Origin of the sequence: Prevotella lacticifex, assembly GCF_019973375.1 — a bacterium.
Lineage (GTDB): Bacteria > Bacteroidota > Bacteroidia > Bacteroidales > Bacteroidaceae > Prevotella > Prevotella lacticifex.
On the sequence record NZ_BPTV01000001.1, the window covers coordinates 1 to 19,386 of the forward strand.

General features: G+C 48.8%; 16 protein-coding genes. 1 reads left to right on the forward strand and 15 read right to left on the reverse strand.

Translation table 11 applies throughout. The features are described 5' to 3' along the window. Positions 1–389: 389 nt before the first annotated feature. The 5 genes from LDN30_RS00005 to LDN30_RS00025 form a co-directional block, all read right to left on the reverse strand. The gene (locus LDN30_RS00005; RefSeq protein WP_223928372.1) at positions 390–1,097 is read right to left on the reverse strand and encodes a hypothetical protein; all 708 of its coding nucleotides are present in this window, start codon (positions 1,095–1,097) and stop codon (positions 390–392) included. Between the two features lie 280 nt (positions 1,098–1,377). Further along, positions 1,378–3,282: an IS1634 family transposase gene (locus LDN30_RS00010; protein WP_223925324.1), complete on the reverse strand. Its 1,905-nt coding sequence runs from the start codon at positions 3,280–3,282 to the stop codon at positions 1,378–1,380. A gap of 276 nt (positions 3,283–3,558) precedes the next feature. Continuing rightward, positions 3,559–4,704, reverse strand: a complete 1,146-nt coding sequence (locus LDN30_RS00015) for a site-specific integrase (RefSeq protein WP_223928373.1) — start codon at positions 4,702–4,704, stop codon at positions 3,559–3,561. A 130-nt stretch (positions 4,705–4,834) separates the two neighbouring features. Further along, complete coding sequence (locus tag LDN30_RS00020; RefSeq protein WP_223928374.1) at positions 4,835–5,782, reverse strand: helix-turn-helix domain-containing protein; 948 nt, start codon at positions 5,780–5,782, stop codon at positions 4,835–4,837. A 347-nt stretch (positions 5,783–6,129) separates the two neighbouring features. Beyond that, entirely contained in the window at positions 6,130–6,804 is a 675-nt protein-coding gene (locus LDN30_RS00025) for a leucine-rich repeat domain-containing protein (protein WP_223928375.1), read from the reverse strand. A 1,013-nt stretch (positions 6,805–7,817) separates the two neighbouring features. On the opposite strand from LDN30_RS00025, the gene trhA reads away from it, so the two are divergent. Then, positions 7,818–8,477 carry a PAQR family membrane homeostasis protein TrhA gene (gene trhA / locus LDN30_RS00030; protein ID WP_223926589.1) on the forward strand — a complete coding sequence of 220 codons (660 nt, stop codon included), beginning with the start codon at positions 7,818–7,820 and terminating at the stop codon, positions 8,475–8,477. 3 nt (positions 8,478–8,480) lie between these two features. Here the strand turns inward: trhA and priA are convergent, their stop codons facing one another. The 10 genes from priA to LDN30_RS00080 all read right to left on the reverse strand — a co-directional run bounded on the left by priA (position 8,481) and on the right by LDN30_RS00080 (position 19,361). Continuing rightward, positions 8,481–10,724, reverse strand: a complete 2,244-nt coding sequence (gene priA, locus LDN30_RS00035) for a replication restart helicase PriA (RefSeq protein WP_223928376.1) — start codon at positions 10,722–10,724, stop codon at positions 8,481–8,483. Continuing rightward, entirely contained in the window at positions 10,721–11,449 is a 729-nt protein-coding gene (locus tag LDN30_RS00040; RefSeq protein WP_223928377.1) for a DUF4840 domain-containing protein, read from the reverse strand. Before LDN30_RS00040 ends, priA begins: the two co-directional genes overlap by 4 nt. A 97-nt stretch (positions 11,450–11,546) precedes the next feature. After that, positions 11,547–12,161: a porin family protein gene (locus LDN30_RS00045; RefSeq protein WP_223928378.1), complete on the reverse strand. Its 615-nt coding sequence runs from the start codon at positions 12,159–12,161 to the stop codon at positions 11,547–11,549. A 66-nt stretch (positions 12,162–12,227) separates the two neighbouring features. Further along, the gene (porN, locus tag LDN30_RS00050; RefSeq protein WP_223926593.1) at positions 12,228–13,277 is read right to left on the reverse strand and encodes a type IX secretion system ring subunit PorN/GldN; all 1,050 of its coding nucleotides are present in this window, start codon (positions 13,275–13,277) and stop codon (positions 12,228–12,230) included. A gap of 65 nt (positions 13,278–13,342) precedes the next feature. Next, entirely contained in the window at positions 13,343–14,908 is a 1,566-nt protein-coding gene (gene porM / locus LDN30_RS00055) for a type IX secretion system motor protein PorM/GldM (RefSeq protein WP_223928379.1), read from the reverse strand. Positions 14,909–14,911: 3 nt separating this feature from the next. After that, a complete protein-coding gene (porL, locus tag LDN30_RS00060) occupies positions 14,912–15,838 on the reverse strand; it encodes a type IX secretion system motor protein PorL/GldL (protein WP_223926595.1) in 927 nt (308 codons plus the stop codon). A gap of 35 nt (positions 15,839–15,873) precedes the next feature. Beyond that, the gene (gene porK / locus LDN30_RS00065) at positions 15,874–17,358 is read right to left on the reverse strand and encodes a T9SS ring complex lipoprotein PorK/GldK (protein WP_373316483.1); all 1,485 of its coding nucleotides are present in this window, start codon (positions 17,356–17,358) and stop codon (positions 15,874–15,876) included. A 12-nt stretch (positions 17,359–17,370) separates the two neighbouring features. Continuing rightward, positions 17,371–18,309 (reverse strand): PorP/SprF family type IX secretion system membrane protein, encoded by a 939-nt coding sequence (locus LDN30_RS00070; RefSeq protein WP_262901597.1) that lies wholly within the window; start codon positions 18,307–18,309, stop codon positions 17,371–17,373. Positions 18,310–18,414: 105 nt separating this feature from the next. Continuing rightward, on the reverse strand, positions 18,415–18,636 hold the full coding sequence (locus tag LDN30_RS00075; RefSeq protein ID WP_223926596.1) for a DUF2795 domain-containing protein: 222 nt from the start codon (positions 18,634–18,636) through the stop codon (positions 18,415–18,417). Positions 18,637–18,749: 113 nt separating this feature from the next. Then, a complete protein-coding gene (locus LDN30_RS00080) occupies positions 18,750–19,361 on the reverse strand; it encodes a hypothetical protein (protein ID WP_223926597.1) in 612 nt (203 codons plus the stop codon). Between the last annotated feature and the right edge of the window lie 25 nt (positions 19,362–19,386).

Genomic DNA, 19,386 nt, shown 5'->3' on the forward strand with positions numbered 1-19,386 from the left:
GATAAGCAATCCCTACGACATTGCTGTGTTCTACATTGCGATTTTGAGCAGTTTGACCACGCAAACCCCTATAAACACTGGAAAAAATTCTGAAAAAAAACATTAGAGCGTCAAACTTGGGTTAATACTTCTTGCGTCATAATAAAATCGGTCTTTGGTTAGAGACCGGGCGCAAAGGAACTCAATGATGCAACGCTGATTCCGATTACTTCCAGTCATTCATCATTAATCAAACAATCATCAGAAAAGAGCTGGAAAAACAAGAAGTAATCGGATATAGAAGGGATGAAATGGGCAAAAAGAAACCTTCCCCAAACTTAGGCATTATGTCAGTTTGAGGAAGGAGTGTAGTAGAATAATGATGGTAGGGAAAGGTGGATAGTCTGCTGTTACTCGTAATGGAAATGAAAGTCATTATCATCTGGTTCGTCAATCACAATGTTACCCTTGTTAGGCTGGAACTTGAAGTTGCGGATGCTGTCAAGGTTCATGTCCATGAAGATGTTGGGGAACATGCTCTTAATGAAATCGGCCCGGACATAGCCGCTGTAGTCATTCTTGCTGCCCAGTCGTTCTCCGATGTTCCAAACGAAGTGCCGCAGATCAACGGTGGTCAGTTTCTGCTTCAAACGGACAGGTGCTGGTGTGTAAGTATAATCACCAGCCCATTTTTGAATCTCATTGCAGAGTTTCTCCAGTTCACCATCATCATAAACAAAGGGGGACATGGTGTGTCGTGTATAGTCCTTGATGGCGGCAATTGTTTCCTGTCGTTTCTTTTCCTGCTCCAACTCATACTCTTTGCAGCGTTGGGTGTATTGAATAGGTTCAGATTGGATAAGTGGTACCGCCTCAGACTCAGTTGCAGGCTCAATATTTTCACTTGCAACCTTATCATCAGGCAATACAGAGTCTTGTTCCGTCAGAGGTCTTGTAATGGGACTTTCGCCCTTCCATTTCTTGGGCAGCAAATCGACCAATATTGACTGGAACATGACATACAAAAGCCACAGCAGGAGGTTACACAGCAGAAATGCCGCCCACTTGGCAAGGCCGTCCTGCTGGAAGTCGGCACCGACTTTCAGAGCTACAAACATAGAGATGGTAAGGAATACCACACCTGGGCATCCCCATAGGAGACAAAGGTCTCGCAGACTTTGATCTTTTACGCTAATCATATATTTCGTATTATGAGGGTTTAACAATCATCAGTAACCGGAAATTATAGGCATTAGCCTTATTCCATAGTGCAAAGTTACTCCGATTATTGTTGATAGCTAATGAATGGAACGACATTCAAATTTTTTTTTAACCCAACTTTGACATCGTATTTTGCTTAGTTGTTCTGTATCAGCAATTTAGTGTTTTTAAAAAGTCCTACTGTGTTCTACAGATTTTTATTTTTTTAAATGGCACTTTACTGATTTTCAACAACTCGTAGATTTCAGCTGCACTATCTGTAGGCACACTGCACAGTCTGGTCTCGACAGCCTCTCCAAGCGCATTTACTGCTGTGGTAGTAACTGCTTTTTGAGTCTTCATGATCCGCATGATCTCCGACCAGTACGGTGTCGAACGCTCCCGCCCATGCTCATCCTTGCCTTGCTTTCGCCGGGCAACCTTCATCTGATGGCGCACGGTGTTTACTATCCAGTAAGCCAGCAGCCCTAAGAAAAGGTGTGCGTCTGCCCTATTGTCAGTCTGGTGGTATATGGGCCTGAGGCTGAGGTCGGTTTTGAGCTGCCGGTTGGAGCATTCTATTTCACGTATAAGATTATAGTAGTTCCAGGTCGTTTCCTCATCTAATTTCTTCACATTGGTTCTGAGGAAGTATGTTCCGTATTCCACCTTGTCCGGGATGTTGACCTCCCATGTCATAGAAGCGACTTTGTCGTGTCCGTCATCCTCAACTTTTATATTGTAATATCGGCTTATAGAGGGATATTTTCCTTGCAGGGCACCGATCCTGTTTTGTACCTTGCCGTAGTTTTTTATCCCGTGTTTTGATTGGGTACTCTTTCTGATTTTTTTCAACCCTTCCTCAAAACGCTCACGGAATTTGCGGTTCATGGATTCTTCCTTCAACGCTTTTGCAGGAGAGTCTATTTTGAGGTAACAGTCGTCATTCTTGGCCGTTGTTACGCGTTGAAGCGTTATCTCGCGCTTCAAGCAATCGCAAACTGTGACTTTGGGAGCATTCTCGGGGGTGGTGTATTCGGTAAGAGCTTTGCGGGATACACAAAGATAGTTGTATCCTTTGTCCCTTATAGTCTTGAGGTTATCTTCAGTTGAGATACCTGCGTCAATGACTACAAGCACTCCCTCGTTATCGGGACATTTGGCCGGATTCTCAGCAATAAGCTCGTCCACCATGTTGGGAAGTGACTTTGGATCGGCGGTATTGCCTTCCAGTACCGCACTGTAACGTATGAAGCCGTCAGTATTGATGCATAGCGCGAGGACAAGCAGCTTGCAGTCGCTGCGTTTCTCCTTTGAACGGCCAAAGGCAGCCTTCTTGCTGCCGGTCTTGCGTCCCTCAAAATAAAAGTTGGTGAGATCGAAGAGCATAATGCGGTTGGTCGGTTTGAAGAGGTCATCGGTCTTGTGGCAAAGATACTTCTCAAGCTTATCCTTTATGGAATAAAGGTCATCGGCAACTCGATATATCCTCCTTGGAGTTATTTTGGCCATAGGAAGGTCAAGGAGTTCGCACACTGCAGAGTTCTCTTTTATAATGGATATTGACTTTAATTCGGACGGAGTATAGGCCGCCCTCGTAATAAGATGGGCCAAAGTGACCTTCACCTTGTCCTCAGACCATCCCAAAGAACGGAGAAATGTATCCAGACCAAGTTTACGAATCGTTTGCAGGCATAGCCATTCGCAGCCGACTTCCCTTGCGTCTGTATGCCTCATAGTGTCAACATCTATCCGTTTCCTGGCCTTGGACTTGCTTCTCTCGTAGGCGTTGCCCACAATATCAAGTTTTTCCTCCTCGACAAGTCTGGCCCAGTACGCATGCACTCTGTCACGAACCACTTCCGAGTAACCTTGCAGTTTCTCATCCCAAAGTTGGACATCCTTCTGGTGATTGTACAGATACGTCAGTCCACGCGCAACATCTCTTATCTGCTCTGGGGATAGGTCATGTATAAACCCGACATTGAGCAATATCAAAGTACATACCCTACCGCTGGCATCGCGATAGGACTCCTTCAGACGGTAATACTTCTCGTCTTTACACGTCTGTGGGTTGTAACGTATTTGGGACGTAAAATTCATGCCGCAAAGATAAGCAATCCCTACGACATTGCTGTGTTCTACATTGCGATTTTGAGCAGTTTGACCACGCAAACCCCTATAAACACTGGAAAAAATTCTGAAAAAAAACATTAGAGCGTCAAACTTGGGTTAATATTAGTTGGCTTTCGAGTATGATTTTGCGGTGTTTTTCATACTATAAACGGAATTGAGAGTGATTCCATTCGGAAACGAAAAAGGGAGAAGCAATGCCTCTCCCGATACAACACCTATATAAAAACAGGTAAGCTATGTATGCTATTGTCCCACCACTTTCAACTGCACCGTCTTTACAGGTTTAAGCGTGATGCGGTTGACGGACTCGCGCTTGCTCTCGTCAGCCATGTTCGCATAAATCTGTGTGGTTGAAACATTCTTGTGTCCCAACATGTGCTGGACGGTATAGACACTTGTACCTGCATCGACCTGTAATGAGCCGAAGGTATGACGGCTGCAATGGAAAGAGATTTTCTTGGTGATGCTAGCGGCTTTCAGCCAGTTCTTCAAGGGTATCTGTGTCATCTTGTCTGTGAATCCTTCGAACACCTTACCTGTTCCGCTGCCACCAATCAGTTCAAGTGCCTCGTCACTGATGGGGTTGTTCACAAGTTCCTTGGTCTTCTGCATACGAAGGGTGACATACATACCTCCGTCACCGTAAGGCTGTATGTTCTCCCATGTAAGTTGACGAATGTCGCTCTTTCTCAATCCTGTCAAACAAGCAAAGAGGAAGGCCGTCTTCAGCACGGGATATTCGCACGGAGTGTTCGCCAGTCTGACAAGCTCTTCTTTGGATAGGTGTTCCTTCTCAGTTGGGATGGTGTCAATCCGTTCCAAGAAGCCATTAGGATTCTCCATGATCTTATGTTCCCTGTAGGCAGTATGGAGTACGGCACGGAAGGTTGACCAATAGCCTGCTATGGAATTGATGTGTAGTTTGTGCTCCGTGTGGATGGTCTGCGGTGCGGTTAGCAGGTACTCACGGAACTTGTTGCAGAGGTCAACATTAATCTCATCAAAGCGACACTTGCCGTTGGCGAACCTCTCGAAGTGCTTATAGACATGCTGCCATTTGCAGTTCTTCTTGTCAGCCTTCAACTTGAAGTAGGCAAGGAAGTCGCCTTTCATCTTGTCTCGGTCAAAGAAGTCATACCTCTCATTGACTATGGACTCATAGCGACGGCAGCGGAGGGCTTCAGCCTTCTCACGCATACGGTCGTTGTAGTCTCGTTCACGCTGATTCTTCGGCTTGGCATAAATGTAAATGCCGAGGGATTCATGACGCATGACCTTCATGGTCGATTCGTCACGATAGCCTGGGTAGTAGTCCAGATAGAAGGACAACTGTTCTCCGCCTTTGATTTTCCGTGTGCGGAGGGTCACGGTCTTACAGATGTTACTCATACGCGTATTATTGTTATTTTTGATAATTCAAGGTGAGGCGTTTCCTCACGGGTGCAAAGGAACTGAATGATGCGGTGCTGATTCCGATTATTCACGATAATCCGTCAATAATCATTCAGAATGGTAGAAATCAGAATCCAGCAGTCTTTCTTTCTGCCATCACTCGCTCCACATCGGAACGAAGAAGCAGGTTGATTCTGCCCACTTTGGTCTTTTCTATGTGCTTGACCTTGACTATATGGCAGATGTTAGCCTTCGTCAGCCCATAGAGTTCTTGCACTTGTTCAACGGTGTAGTAGTTCTCATCTGCCAGAAGATCTGTACGGCGAAGTTCGTCAAAGTGGCTTTGCGAGTAAAAAGTCTGCCCGTACTCACGCTTGGATGGTATCTTGTGGCGATGGGCATATGAACGGACAGCTGTAAGGTTGATGCCATAACGGTCTGCTACCTCCTGGGGTGTAAGCCAATCGACAATAGCATCAAGGTCAACGGAAGTACAAAACACAGCATCAATGTGTTTCTTGCTGTAGTAGTTACGTCCTGCAATACGGCACATGGGAATCTGGTGACGCTTGGCTGAGGCGTAGAGCCAAGACTGCTTGACCTTGTAGGTCTGCATCACTTCCTCGCCAGAGTAGTATTCAAGGACTTCATCTGTGGACTGAACATCGTTGGTGTTCTTCCTCAATGACGTTCTTTGTTTCTTGGGAGTTGTCTTCTTCGGTTTTGAGCATGGGATGACGCGATTGTAAGGATTGGCATCGAACATCCTTTCAATGTCACTTCTGCGGACAAGAGCCATTCGGCTGCTCAACCGAGAGGCTGGCAACCTTCCCTGCTCTACGAGTTTATAGACATACTGACGGGTACAGCCTAAAAGGATGGCTGCTTTGGAAAAGGTCAGGTACTCCTGCTGTTGGAGTTCCATCACTGGCTCAAAGGCACGGAGGAAGTCACGTTGTCTTTTCTTCTTGACTTCCTTTGCCTGTTCTGCACATTCTTCCGAGCAATACTTCTGCGTTCCGCTGTTTGGAACAAACTCTCTGCCACATAGGGCACACTTTCTTGTCTTTGGCATACTTGCGATATTTATGGGTTCAACAATCATTTCGTTGTACCTCTCCGCAAGTAAACTCATGTCAGCAGTGGACTAACATTGTCGCCTTTCGCCACGATGTTGCTTTCATTAAAAGCGGTTGGGAATCTGTCGTCTGTCGTAACCCATCAGAAACCCTTGTCAACTCCGTTCACGATGTGGCAAAAAATAAGCCTCGTAAATTCCCTGCGGTAGAAATACGTTGCAAATTTATAGGGAATTTCCGAAGCAACCAAAAACACGCCTTGAAGTGTTAAAAAATAAAAGTCTCTGTATTACAGCGTTTTACGTTTGGTTGTTTTGTGTTGTTTATGGTAGTTTATAAGGCTCTAAATACATTCACAGAAGACAAAATCGCCTATCGAAGTGACACTTTTAGGGATGGTGATCGAAGTCAAGCTGGAAGAATTCTCGAAGGCCCCAACGCCTATCGAAGTGACACCCTCAGGGATATCGATCGAAGTCAAGCCGGAACACCACGAGAAGGCCCCATCGCCTATCGAAGTGACACCCTTAGGGATGTTGATCGAAGTCAAGCCGGAACCACTGAAGGCATCATTGCCTATCGAAGTGACACCCTCAGGGATGGTGATCGATTTCAAGGCGGAACACCACGAGAAGGTCCCAATGCCTATCGAAGTGACACCCTTAGGGATGTTGATCGAAGTTAAGCCGGAACAACCCCTGAAGGCATCCTCGCCTATCGAAGTGACACTCTCAGGGATGGTAACCGAAGTCAAACCGGAACAATGCTTGAAGGCCTCATAGTCTATTGAAGTGACCGCATAAAAACGGTTATTATAATTCACAGTAGAGGGAATCGTAATATGGTCAGAGTAAGGAGCAGTGTAATCGCTACTCCCAGTGGGTGTGACTTTGTATGTCACCGCCACGGAACTATTACCAGTCAACTTGTAGTATATTCCATCTACCTCGAAGTCGTAGGCCATGGATGCCAGGGGCACCATGAGCAGGATTAGAAAACAGAGTAAACTTTTCTTCATAATTTATAGCGTTTAAAATTTACATTCTAAGGAAGTCTCACTTCTGAAAGAGAAGTATACAAAAAAAGCGTGGAACTCTTGTTACTCGTCCCACGCTCGGAGGCCTTCGCATTGCCCATCGTAGTTGAACGAGCAACGCAGAAGCCCACGCCTGTATGTATATCGCACCTTTGGCATACCTTATATACAATAAGGTATACCTCCGGCTGGTGAATACACACCCATGGACATCTACCGTTGCCTCATTCCTGACTACGATGAAAGTTTGCGAAGTTTCCAAGCGTCAAGAACAAAGCGTCAAGTAAACGCCTTCATCATATATAAGTTCCCCACCGTCGAGTTGTTCCTCATGAGCAACTCTTTTCCCCTCGATCGCGGACTTCTGCCTGGGCGCTCCACCACGAAGCCCGCACCCTGCATGGTCCGATAAGGTTCAGACATGGTTCACTCTGGCAAAATTATGAAGAAATATTGAATGAGCAAAGAAAAAGAAAGTTTTTTTTGAAATTAATAATTTAATAGCAACTATTCTGCGAATGCAGGTCGAAAGGTCCTGACTTCGTCACTTTATCATTGATACCAAATATTTTCCTTGATAATCAAGCACTTGCAAGGATATTTAGGTCAGGGTGAAGCATAACCCGTGCATGGAAGAGCTTCATGCCCTTCCACAAAATATGACCCAACCGCTTAGAGAGAAATATGTCGAACATTGTTTTAGGAAGGGCATGAAGCCCTTCCCTGCACCGGCGGACAAATGGAAGAATTACTTGCACCTGCCTTCGTCAATGTGTCACCCTGAATCGAGAATAAGTTTTTGGAAAATAGTCACGTACAGACTTTAGCTCCTCATGGAGCGTAAGCCTGTACATGATTTTCTGCTTCGTATCATCTGGAGACGGCACGGCGAAAATGCAACAATAGGGCTATTTTCGTCAGACAAGAGAAATAATATGTCGGTTTTTCTTTGTTATCAAATCGTTTTGTCGTACCTTTGCGGAAAGAGCAAGATTATGGACCGACATATCTTTTTCAGTCATAAGGAGGAGCTATGGAACTCCTGGAGTCACTTCGGTGGGATCGTTCTTGGTGCCGTCGTGGCCTTTGTGCTGCTCCATAAGGCATCGGCGACGGGCGACAGCCTCAACGTGGCGGCAGTGGCACTATATATCGCCGGCATGCTGTCGTCGTACATCTCGTCAACCGTCTATCACTCGCTGTCGGCATGGTCGGTGTGGAAGGAGCGGCTGAGGAAGGTCGACCATGCCGCCATCTACTGGCACATCGCCGGCAGCTACTCGCCGGTGACGCTCATCGCCCTGCGACACGAAGGCTACTGGGGATGGGGACTGTTCACCTTCGTATGGCTCTGTGCCATCACGGGGACGATAATCAGCTTCCACAAACTGAAATCGCACAGCAATTTAGAGACGCTATCGTTCTTGGGCATGGGGTTCAGTGTGCTCGTAGCCCTGAAACCGCTGCTCGACGCGGTGAGCATGACAACGTTCTGGTGGATCATTGCCGAAGGGATATGCTATATTGCCGGGGCCACATTCTACACTCTCCACAAGCACCGTTATAACCACACGGTGTTCCACTTCTTCGTCATTGCCGGCACAATATGCCATATCGTTGCCGTGTGGTATATTCTCGTCGACGCTATGGTCTGACTATCATTCGGGGTCGACATCATAATAAATCTGCAAAGCCCCATAGCGACGGCTCTGAAGCAGTTGCTGCTGAACGGCACGCAGCGACTGCCGCACGCGGTGGTAGTCGATGGAATTCTCTATTTTGATGACGAGTTTGCGGATATACAACAGTTTCACCCTGGCTATGCCGGGCTTGTCGGGACCGAGGACACGAGATCCGAACACCTGTCGCAGACGCGCGCCGAGGTCAGCGGCGGCCTGCTCGACGGTGCGCTCGTCGCGGTGCTTGAGGTAGACGTAGACGAGATGACAGAAAGGAGGATAACGGAAAGCACGCCTTTCGGCCGTCAGCTGACGATAGAAAGATCGGTAATCATTATCAACAATCTGTCGGATGACGGGCAGGTCGGGGGTCTTGGTCTGAAGGATGACAAGGCCGCGCTTGCCCTTACGCCCTGCCCTGCCACTGACCTGACTGATCATATTGAACGCATGCTCGTAGGCCCGGAAGTCGGGATAGTTGAGCATGGTGTCGGCATCGAGGACCCCGACGACACTGACATTGTCGAAGTCGAGGCCTTTGGTGACCATCTGCGTACCTATGAGGATATTTGTCTTACCACGTGAGAAATCGTTGATAATGCGGTCGTAGGCATTGCGCGTGCGTGTGGTGTCGAGGTCCATACGCGCCACACGGGCTTCGGGGAAGATGTCGCGGATGTAGTCCTCAATCTTCTCCGTTCCGAAACCACGGCCGCGGATGTCGGTGCTGCCACAGTTGGGACACTTGTCGGGCACACGGTACACCGCGCCACAATAATGACAAGTAAGGATGTTCAACCGCCGGTGGAGGGTGAGGCTGACATCGCAGTTATCGCACTTTGGCACCCATCCGCACGTGGGGCACTCTATCATCGGCGCAAAGCCGCGGCGGTTCTGGAAGAGGATGGCCTGACGGCCCTCGTGCAGGGCCTCGCGGACAGCCGAGAGCAGCCGTGGCGAGAAGGGTCCGTTCATCATCTTGCGGCGGCGCAGCTCCTTGATGTCGACGACCTCCACCTTCGGCAGTTCTATATCCTTATAGCGCTGCGACAGACGTACATAGCCGTACTTTCCAGTAGCGGCATTCTGGTATGACTCCATCGACGGGGTGGCGGTGCCGAGGAGGGTCTTGGCACCATACATTCCGGCCAGAACGATGGCTGCCGACCGTGCATGATAGCGCGGGGCGGGGTCCTGTTGCTTGAAACTCGTCTCGTGTTCCTCGTCGACAATGACAAGACCGAGGTCGCGGAAGGGCAGGAAGACGGCACTGCGGGCACCAAGGATGACATCATAGGGATGGTCGGAGAGTTGCTTACGCCATATCTCCACGCGCTCGGCATCGCTATACTTGCTGTGGTAGATGCCGAGGCGACCGCCAAAGATATTCTGAAGGCGCTGCATAATCTGAACGGTGAGGGCTATCTCGGGAAGGAGATAAAGCACCTGCTTATGCTCGGCGATGGCCTTGGCGATGAGATGGATGTAGAGTTCGGTCTTGCCCGACGACGTCACTCCGTGCAGGAGGACTACATTATGGTCGTGAAACTGACTGACTACAGCGTCGAAGGCTGTGCTCTGGGCTGTACTGAGGGCTTTTATGCGCTCGGGGTGGTCGGCACCGCCATCATTAAGTCGGCCTACCTCCTTCTTATATGTATAGAGGATTCCCTTGTCGACAAGGCCTTTTATGGTGGCGGCGGTGGCATTGGACTGGTTCATGAGCTCCTCCTTCGTCACGCCTCTGTCGCCGTTGACGGCGGCAAGCTCGAAGAAGGTGTTGAGGGTCTCGAGCTGCTTTACGGCACGGCGAAGCATGCCAGCGGCTATCTGACGGCCCTGATCGGTGCAGAACTGCTTAGTGAGGCCAATGAAGAGCTCCGTGCGGGGATGCCAGCCCTCCTCGGCCTTGAGACCGGAAGGAAGGGCCGACTTGTAGACATCACCGATAGGCGAAAGGTAGTACTCGGCCAGCCACTGCCAAAGACGCAGCTGCTTGTCGGGTACCAAAGGAGCCACATCGAGGACATCGATGATATCTTTAACTTCAAAATCAGGCTTTGTGCCGGTGATATTGGCAACTATGCCGATGTACTTCTTCGACTTGCCGAGCGGACAGAGCACACGCATGCCAACGGCGACACGCTCAGCGAGGGTGTCGGGGATGCCGTAGGTGAAGTAGCCGTCCAACGGCAGAGGCAATATAATCTCTGCATAACTCACTTGTCGTCCTTCGTTTGCAGCCCATCAGCAACTGTATCATGGCTGTAGTTGTAACTGACAATGCGAACTTCGAAGAGGGCTTCGTCAGTAAACAAATCAAAAGACTGCTGTAATTTGCCGTCGACATACAGCTCGTCAGCCCAAAATTGAATATGATCCAGACAGTAAGGGCCTTTATCGATATCAAACTCGTAAGACGTAGGGATATTGAACAAGATGTTGACAACATGCCGGGCGCCACCATAATATAATGTCAGACTGACGTCATCGTGGTCGAAGTCCATGACACCATGATGTTCGGAATTTGTGTTCGAGCTCGAGAAAAGATTATAATTGAATACAAGATTCCGGGCCGGAGCCTTCTTCAAGGCATCGGCCAACGCAGAGTCGTCGACGATATAGCCAATGGCACTTATAGGGAACTGCTCGACAGTGAGGTTCTGTCTGCCTTTTCCACCAAGCGAATACCTCAGTATGGGGCGACTTTTCGCTTCATTGGTCCATCCACTTTGCCATATACTGTCGGGAAGTTCAATCTGTGCTGAATTTTTGCCGCGTACAAAGACTCTGGTTCTTCCCTCATAGCTGCCTTCAAAGGCATTGGCTACGCGGGCTACATTATCCGGATTAGCGAAATAATCGTAGTTGAACTTCGGGTCGTCGCTACAAGAGAAGAAAGTTGCGGTAACCAACAGCAATACCGCGGAGAACAATAGTCTTTTCATATTACGTCCGATTAAACCTTTCATACACAAAAAACGCAACAATCCGAAGATTATTGCGTCTCATAGGCAATTATAAAAAATGTTGTTCCGGCAGGACTTAGAAGTAGTAAGCCACACCAATCTGCCACGAGTTGTTGCGGCTCTTGCTCTTGGCTACATCCTGGGCAGCCTTCAGCAGGGTGACATCAGCGGTCTTGCCGCAGGCGATATTGTAGTTGCCGGTAACCTCGAAATGCTTGGCTACGGAGACACCGAGGCCAACGTTGATGCTGAAGTTTGACTTCTTCAGGGCGTAGTTGCTCGTGTCGGTCCACTTGTATTCTCTGTCGCCGACATTGAAGCCGAACTGAGGTCCGGCGTGGAAGTTAAGACTTGCGAGACTGCCAAGACCAATACCGTAACGGAGATTGACCGGGACATTGATGCTCTGCTGCTTTACTTTCACCTCCTCGGTGGAAGGATCGCTGACCTTAGCCGAGCGGTAGTCGTAGAGTGCCGACACGTCAACGCCGAGTCCGGTAACGGGAAGGCTCACCTTCACGGTAGGACCGATATACCATCCGGCCTGATTCGACTGGTCGAAGACATCGCTGCTGAGGTGCATGTCGGTGACGTTGAGACCGCCTTTAACACCAAACTTAACCTGTGCGTTTGCCGGGGAGGCCATAAGAAGGCCAAGGGCAAGGAGTGCAAGTGTAAAGATTCTTTTCATTTCTAATGTATTTATTATTAAACGTTTAATCCCCGCCTCCACATAACGTGCAGGCAGGGATAGTAATTAATGTCTCTGTCGTCTTACTGTGACGCGGGCACCTCCACCACTGGAACTGCCACCCGACGAGCGGCGGCTGCGGCGCACCGACGGGGAACTATTACCGCCAGAACGACGACTGCGGCGCTTCTTGACCTTCGTGGCCTTGGTGTCGGAGGCATTGGCAATGCTGTCGAGGGAGTCTTTCTTCTGATTGTTGCCAAAGATATTGGCTTCAAAATCGGAGATCTCCTTCTCAATCTTCATCTGTTCCTTTGCCATAGCCGAATCGGTGGTGCAATACTGAGCCAGCGTGCGGCCAAGCATGTTGGTAGTCTTGTAGATCTTACCTTTGTACTGGTTCGTCGTGAAGTAGTCGTCGATGCTCATCGTAGCGGCATTATTGATGTCGCTGGTCATAATAATCTGCTTGCTGAGATACGGAGCAATATCAGAATAGCGCACCCAGAACAGAGGATACTTCGTCTCAGCGCCACTGCCGAGGTCGCCGAAGTCGTCCTCACGGTACATTATCGGACAGAGGGCGATGACCTGACGGTGGAAAGTCGACGTTCCCTGGTCGTAGTAGTCACTTTCTTTCAGGTAATAGCCCTTGACCTCACGCGACGGTATGTCGCTGTTGTCGATGCGTATCTGGCGGCCTGTGCGCTCATAGTAGATATGATAGTTGTCGAGAAACTGCAACGGTTTGATTCGTGCGCTGTCGGTGAACACCTCATTACCGTCCAGCCGGTACTCATAGGCGTGTACCCGACCGCTCATAATAAGTTTGAAAAGATAGGTGAAGAGGTTCATCTGACTGCCTATAGGCTCCACGGGATAATAGAGTCCGGCATTGGCATCGTCGGTGAGATTAAGCTCACGGTAGACATCACGGCGCCAGACGACATCCTCCGGCATCGAGGCTGCCACGGGAAATTCTATCTGTTGGCGGATAGTAACGTTGTTGGCATTGCTCTTGGCTTTCTGCTCCTGCTGCACGCGGCGGCGGGCAGGCTGGGCAGTAGCGCCGACAGCAATACAAACAAGTGCTATTACAAGGAGTATCCTTTTCATATTCTCTTAATTAATTTATCATTCAAAGATCTCCCGCAGGACGACAGCCCCGCGGAAGGATTGTCTTACCTCACGATGATTTCCATTGCACCAGGCAGCCGTCTCGTAAGGTTGTCGGGACCAATGGCACTGATATTCGTGATATACACACGATGGTTGCGTGCCATATGGCGGAACTGTTCTTTCTGAGCCTGGGAGAAATTAGCTCCGTTGGATGCTATTGGAACGGCGTTGCCCATGTTGTCGTGGAATACAGCCGTAAAGCTAAGCACACGGAACGGAATGTCGAGCAAGCCATCGTCGATGGCGGCATGGATACCGGCGGCTCCGAGGAGTGATCCCTTAGCCAAGACTCCTCCCTTGAACCTGTCGGACCCTGCTGCGATATATGCTGTCGGGTCGGGCAACTTGCGGACGCGGAAAGTGTACTGTCCGACACTGCGGCCCTTAGCCGTAACATTGATGGTCATTGGCTGACCGATAGCCGACGGACGGGCGATATAATGTCCCGGTGAAGTCTGACGCAGACTGCCGCCACTTGCCGATGCCGACAGTTGTCCGGGAGCGGCATTCGGGATGCTGATGCTCACAGGGTTGTCGAATCCGGCATAGAGAACGTTCATCAGATCGGCAGCCACGGTTCCTGCTTCCGGCGTAGGCTCAGCAATGAAATTGTCGGGCTTGGAGCCGCCAATGACGAAGTAGTCCTGCCTGAAGTCGCGGCGAAGAACGTTGCCGGCCACGTCACGCATGAGGATATAACCGCTGATGGAGTGCTTGCCAGCCGACGTCGGCTTTACGGAGTAGGTATTGCCCTGTATCTTCTGACCGTTGACATATACCTCCGGACGCTGGGTGGTATCGATGGCAGCCATGAACATATTGGCCGTAAAGGTCTCGCCGGGATAGAGCCGGAGCTGATTAGGAACGACAAAGGCCTTAAGCTCGTTGACACGCACGTCCTTCAAGCCGATATTGGCGACAAGGGTGTGAAGCACTTCGCCCTCGGCATACCGTACATCGCTCTGCAATTTCGACAGCAGGGTCACGGCAGCGGCCGTAGGCATCGACTCAAACATATACTCTTCCCACGACTTTCCAAGGCTGTTCTTTGGAACTTGCGTAGAGAGGTTGCTGGCAATAATCTTCCGTTGTACCGGGTCGGTGACGAACTTCAGAATATTACGCCGGTAGTTATTTATAGCCTCATAGAGTTTCTTGCCTTGCCCTGACGTGGGCGAGAGCATAACCTGTTCGGCGGCCTCAAGGTCGTCCTTATTCTTAATATCAAGCGGATTGCCGTCATCGCCGTCAGCCTCCTTTACAATCATCACCTTAAGGTCCTGGGCGTAATTGTAAAGGGAGTCGCTGGAATTCCTCACCGCCGTAGCCATCTCGAACCACTCACGGACTTTCTCCGGATTGTTCTTCATCATCTGCGACAGTTCGCCGTAGATCATGTTGTTCTCCATCGACGAGTTATTCGTAGTACGATTGAGACTCTCCTCGACGATAGAGAAGCCGTTGAGCACCTCTGTGGAGATATTCAGAGCAAGCATAGCCATGAGGACGACATACATGAGGTTAATCATCTTCTGGCGAGGACTGACTTTCCTTTTTATGATTGCCATTCGTTACTGATTTTTGTTTTGCATGTTCACAGTCATCGACTCAATCATGCGTGTATAGATTTCGTTGAGCTTCGCAATCTGCTCTGCCATCTTACGTGTCTGATCATTAATCTGGTCGATAGTGCCCACCTGCTTGCTCGCTCCCTTGAGCTGCAACTCATAGACTTTCGAGATACCGGTGAGTGTGCGGTTGAGATTCTCCATCTCCTCAGAGTCGCGAGTGAGACGTTCGCTCTGTTCGCCGACTTTTCCGAGGAGCTCGGTAAGATTCTTCAATGCGTCGACATATTTTTCCTGAGCATCGACCATCTCCGGTGTAGCCGTCTGCGAGCTTGCGATAACCTCCGTCTGCTGTTTGATGGCTGCGGCGAGAGCTTGTTCTGCGGTGCCCTGACCAGCAGCAGATGCTGATTCTGCCGCATTCGGGTTCATACCGCCCACAGGCGATTCCATACCCGGTGTCGGGCCCGCAGGCTCGTAAGATCCGCCTGATGCCGTTCCCGATGCTGCCGGTGACATCGAGGCACCGAAATCGGACTGCCGGACATTGGCAGAAGAATTATCGGCCGGAGCGGAAGTCATGAACTGTTCATCGCCTTCGTCCTCAGTATCATCCTCATGGATGTTATTGTAAGTAACTTTTCCAGTCTCAAGATATTCCTCCGTGACGCGGGTCGGAATTTTCTTTCCATCGTCAGTCTTATCGAACGGGCGGTCGAAGGCTGAGATAAAGAACACGAACACCTCTGTACCCATACCGATGAACAGCATGATATTGGCACCGGGAAGATGGGTAAGTTTGAAGAGAGTTCCAAGAATGACGATTGATGCACCCCAACTGTATGCATAGTTCAGGAACGTCTGGCCGGGAACGCTATCCATCCACTTCTGTAGACGATAGACTATATTGTATTTACTATATTCTGCCATTACTTATTTTGATATAAACAATTGGATTTTTCTTTTTACCGCTTACGCGATTTCTTGCTGCTCTTACGACTTTGCTTTGCAGCCTCGCTCGATGAGCTTGCCAGACTGCGCACGCAACGGAATCCTATGTACGAGCGCGGCTGGTTCTGGTATTCCCATGTACGCCATGCACTTCTTATGTAGCTCTCAGGATCTTTCCAGCTGCCTCCGCGTACAACCTTCTTCTTCAGTCGGTACGGGTCTTCCTTTGCTGCGTTATACGACAGTTCCGGGTTGAGATCATTCATCGCGTCGACACCCGCCTCGGTATAAACAGTACTTGTCCATTCAGCCACATTTCCTGCCATATCGTACAAGCCATTACTATTGGCCGAATAAATACCCACACGGCTGGTGATGAGATTGCCGTCCTTGGTGTAATTTCCCCTGTCAGGCTTGAAGTTGGCATAGAAACATCCGTTGCCATTCTTCACATTCTCGTTTTCCCACGGGAACTCATTCTGATTCTTTCCACGGGCAGCATATTCCCATTCAGCCTCTGTCGGCAGACGATAACGCTGAACATACCGTGCCTCACGTCCGAGACCTTTAAGCAGATAATCGGTGCGCCATGCACAGAATGCGTTAGCCTGCTCCCACGTCACTCCGACAACAGGATAATCGTTGTACGTAGGGTTGCTGAAGTAGTTGCGCAGATACATCTCATTATCTGAATTGCGGAAGTCATTCACCCAGCAGGTAGTGTCAGGATATACATTTACTATATATGTGTTGAGGAAATCCCAAGGTCCCGACAGCGGTCTGTTTATTGTTTCACGGTGGATATTTCCCTCATCATCGATATAGGCGGTATCCTTTGATATCATCACCTGCTCATTAGGATCGACGGTAACGTCCGTATTAAGATTACGCTCCTCGGGGTTCAGACGGTTACGGCGAAGGGCAGCGGCAGTATAATCGTAGACCTCATAACGGTAGTTGAGCTGCTTCACGTCGAGCATCTTCTCGCCAGTCACCGGATTAGTGACATACAGACTCTCGAAAGCTCTCTGCTCATCTTCGTTAGGCTTACGGGGCAGAGGCTTGCGCCAGTTCAGATGAGGGGTGACAGGGTCACCGTTCTTATCTTCTGTAATCATGTATGTCTCGTCGCCACCATAAGAAGGATCGGCAAGCCGCGTGCGGATGATAGAATCACGCACCCACATAACGAACTGCTTGTACTTGGAATTAGTAACTTCCGTTTCGTCCATCCAGAATCCATCGACAGAGATATCTTTCCGTGGAGTTTTCTTTCCCCACAGACTGTCCGTCTTATCGAGTCCCATCTTAAGGAAGCCACGCTTGACAAGCGTCATGCCATAAGGTGTAGGCTCCTTGAAAGGTCTTCCTCCACCGACACCGGTCACCTCGCCGCCACGGCCCGATGCAGAGGTACCACGTCCGGCAAAGCAACTGCCGAGAATGCCGGTCATAGCCAGACACAGGCAAAATAGTAATGTATGTCTAATTATTCTCATATTCTGTTTCTTCTATAGAAATCTCACACTCTTGTGCTTGTTCCTACCCTTCTTCTGCAAGTTAATATCGGTTTGATAACTGACGAAAAGTCCATGGCTGCCATTACCTGGATTTATTGCTGAGGTATATACCTCGTAACTGTATCCAAGGTTAATGCCATGAAAACTGCCTCCAACGAGAACGGTCACCGAATTAGTAGGGCTATATGACAATCCGCCATAGAGTTTCTTTTTGTCATTCTTGTAGACAACTCTCGCCGTGATGTCACCACGCCAGCTAACCCCATCGTAACGCACCAACGTAGAGGTAGGTATAGTTATAAACGGATTACTCAATTTAATATTGTATCCACCGGTCAAATAATACGTGGCGTCCACCTTCAACTCGTTAGTCTCTCCAAGGTCAATCTTCGGTGCTGTCAGATGTTGAGCCGACAGTCCGGCATACCAGTTCTTATGTGTATAGTAGAGACCGAAACCGAGGTCAAGACTGTTGCCGGTTACCTGCGAGGATGGCAGTGCCGGGTCGTTCGACTGCTCCACATCAAGCTTACTGCCATCGAACGTCTCCATTATCAATCCGGCCTGAACACCGGCAGCAAGCCGTCCGCCGAGGAGATTAAAACGGAAAGCATACTGCCCCGCTATCCGCTGATGGGTGAAGAGACCAATCTTGTCGTTCATTATCGACGCTCCCACACCGTGATAGTTCTTCAGGAAATACAACGGCATATCAGCTCCTACATAAAACGTATTCGGATTATGCTCGAAGCCGGCAAAGTCAAGAGCATACGCCCCCACCACGTTCAGCTGATTCTCCTTTCCTACGGAAGCCGGATTGAATGAAGGCTCCATGGAGAAGTAATGACTGTACGACGGATCGTACTGTGCTTTCATCGCGTCGACAGCGAGAAAGAACAACACAAATATGATTATAAAGCGTCTTAACACGTAATGATAACGCAGAAAAGGCTGAGATATTGTTAACAGACAATTAAAAAGCCGCTCCTATATTAAATAAGAGCGACCATTAATAGCTATAAACGGAACATGACATCAATACTCGTCATCATTCCATAAGAAATCTTCCTTAGAAGGATAATCGGGCCATATATCCTCAATACTATCGTATACATCGCCTTCATCCTCTATCTCCTGTAGATTCTCCAGTACTTCTGCCGGTGCACCGGAACGAGTTGCATAGTCGATGAGCTCATCTTTTGTTGCAGGCCATGGTGCATCTTCCAATTTCGAAGCAAGTTCAAGTGTCCAATACATAGTCTTAAAATTTTACATTTCAATAATTTGGTCGCAAAGATAATATATCTTTCATCTAATTACAAGAAAAAACGCAACTTTTTTCAACGGCAATATCAATAAAGTTTAAAAACTTAGAAGTTGACGATATAGTTCCGCTTAAACTTTTTATTATCGAAGAAGATTATCCCACAATAATATAAGTCAAAAGTGACTCCCGTGCGCTCATCATCGACCAATTCTCTCCAATAATCCACGGTGCTCTTATTCTTCTTTATTCTCTGGATTATAAGGAGTGATTTCCTGTCAACATGGTCCATTAATTTGTCAACGACATCACGGTAATCGCCCTTTAACGATATCCTCGCCACATCGACTTTGGCATTCTGAGTAAGCAAATCATCCAATTTGTCCATACCCTTTTCATCGGCCGACAGCTGCACAACATGGCATGAATGACAGCCGGCACGGAAATAGGTCCGATATGCCGTTGTACTCGAGCCATAGTCGACGACAAGCTTTGGCTGACAGTAGTTGGCTATTCTGAAATAGAGTCGGCATAACTTCCTGGCAAACTTGTTTATCCCATATACCTCCTTATTAAGATGCGTATACTCATAATAAGGATAATGCTCATTGACGACATACCGGATGAACCGGTAGGCCCACGGCGACTGAACACCGAACCCACGCGAATATCTCATCCTCCTTATCCAGACAAGTGCCCTCTTAATTCTGTAAAACATGTATAGTAAAGTTAATGCCGCTAAT

Excerpts from the sequence above, each read along its gene's own strand:
- LDN30_RS00005 (WP_223928372.1), bottom strand. The coding sequence starts at position 1,097 with ATGTTTGTAGCTCTGAAAGTCGGTGCCGACTTCCAGCAGGACGGCCTT.
- LDN30_RS00010 (WP_223925324.1), bottom strand. The coding sequence starts at position 3,282 with ATGAATTTTACGTCCCAAATACGTTACAACCCACAGACGTGTAAAGAC.
- LDN30_RS00015 (WP_223928373.1), bottom strand. The coding sequence starts at position 4,704 with ATGAGTAACATCTGTAAGACCGTGACCCTCCGCACACGGAAAATCAAA.
- LDN30_RS00020 (WP_223928374.1), bottom strand. The coding sequence starts at position 5,782 with ATGCCAAAGACAAGAAAGTGTGCCCTATGTGGCAGAGAGTTTGTTCCA.
- LDN30_RS00025 (WP_223928375.1), bottom strand. The coding sequence starts at position 6,804 with ATGAAGAAAAGTTTACTCTGTTTTCTAATCCTGCTCATGGTGCCCCTG.
- trhA (WP_223926589.1), top strand. The coding sequence starts at position 7,818 with ATGGACCGACATATCTTTTTCAGTCATAAGGAGGAGCTATGGAACTCC.
- LDN30_RS00040 (WP_223928377.1), bottom strand. The coding sequence starts at position 11,449 with ATGAAAAGACTATTGTTCTCCGCGGTATTGCTGTTGGTTACCGCAACT.
- LDN30_RS00045 (WP_223928378.1), bottom strand. The coding sequence starts at position 12,161 with ATGAAAAGAATCTTTACACTTGCACTCCTTGCCCTTGGCCTTCTTATG.
- porN (WP_223926593.1), bottom strand. The coding sequence starts at position 13,277 with ATGAAAAGGATACTCCTTGTAATAGCACTTGTTTGTATTGCTGTCGGC.
- porM (WP_223928379.1), bottom strand. The coding sequence starts at position 14,908 with ATGGCAATCATAAAAAGGAAAGTCAGTCCTCGCCAGAAGATGATTAAC.
- porL (WP_223926595.1), bottom strand. The coding sequence starts at position 15,838 with ATGGCAGAATATAGTAAATACAATATAGTCTATCGTCTACAGAAGTGG.
- porK (WP_373316483.1), bottom strand. The coding sequence starts at position 17,358 with ATGAGAATAATTAGACATACATTACTATTTTGCCTGTGTCTGGCTATG.
- LDN30_RS00075 (WP_223926596.1), bottom strand. The coding sequence starts at position 18,636 with ATGTATTGGACACTTGAACTTGCTTCGAAATTGGAAGATGCACCATGG.
- LDN30_RS00080 (WP_223926597.1), bottom strand. The coding sequence starts at position 19,361 with ATGTTTTACAGAATTAAGAGGGCACTTGTCTGGATAAGGAGGATGAGA.